The organism is Psychrobacter sp. FME6, assembly GCF_014861365.1.
Taxonomy (GTDB): Bacteria; Pseudomonadota; Gammaproteobacteria; order Pseudomonadales; family Moraxellaceae; genus Psychrobacter.
In genome coordinates this window covers 1-643 of sequence record NZ_RRYW01000243.1, presented here as the reverse complement: position 1 = coordinate 643, position 643 = coordinate 1, and the positions used below count along the sequence as shown (strand labels likewise).

At 40.1% G+C, this 643-nt stretch carries 1 protein-coding gene; it reads left to right on the top strand.

Annotation, left to right across the window (positions count from 1 at the left end):
- The coding region (locus tag EI162_RS14455; RefSeq protein ID WP_192524985.1) for a recombinase family protein at positions 1–565 on the top strand (565 nt) is incomplete at its 5' end.
- Between the last annotated feature and the right edge of the window lie 78 nt (positions 566–643).

Here is a 643-nt window from a genome sequence, read left to right as displayed (position 1 = left end):
CAGCACTAAGGATCAAGACGCTAAGAGAGCCTTGTCTGACTTGATTAGCTTTAGCAAAAGCTATGATGATATCTATGCTGAATACATTGAACATTTCAGTGGTACGAAGCTAGATAGACCGGCACTCACTAAGTTACTTAATGATGCCAATCAAGAGGATATTCTGCTGGTTGAAAGCGTGGATAGATTAAGCAGATTATCTCAAGATGATTTTGCAATTCTAAAGCAGCGTATCAAAGACAAAGGCTTACGATTGGTTGTGGCTGACCTACCAACTACACATACGGTTAGCGGGGGTATGACAGGCGACATCCTCAGGGTAATTAATAATATGCTGATCGACTTATTAGCAACGATGGCAAAGCTTGATAACGATAAACGTAGAGAGCGTATTAAGCAGGGTTTAGCAAATAGTGGCTATAAACCTACTGGTAAAAAAGCCAATACAACAAAGCACAATCGAATTAGGGAATTGGCCAGCCAAAACAATATGACAAAAGAGGAGATTGCTAAGGCGGTTGGTGTTGGGGTGGCTACGGTTTATCGAGTATTAAAGCAGGGATGATAGCTGAGGTATTTTAAATATGAGGTGGTGTTCTAAAAAGTATGCTGGCGATAAAAGTCAATAAGAAATCTATGCTAA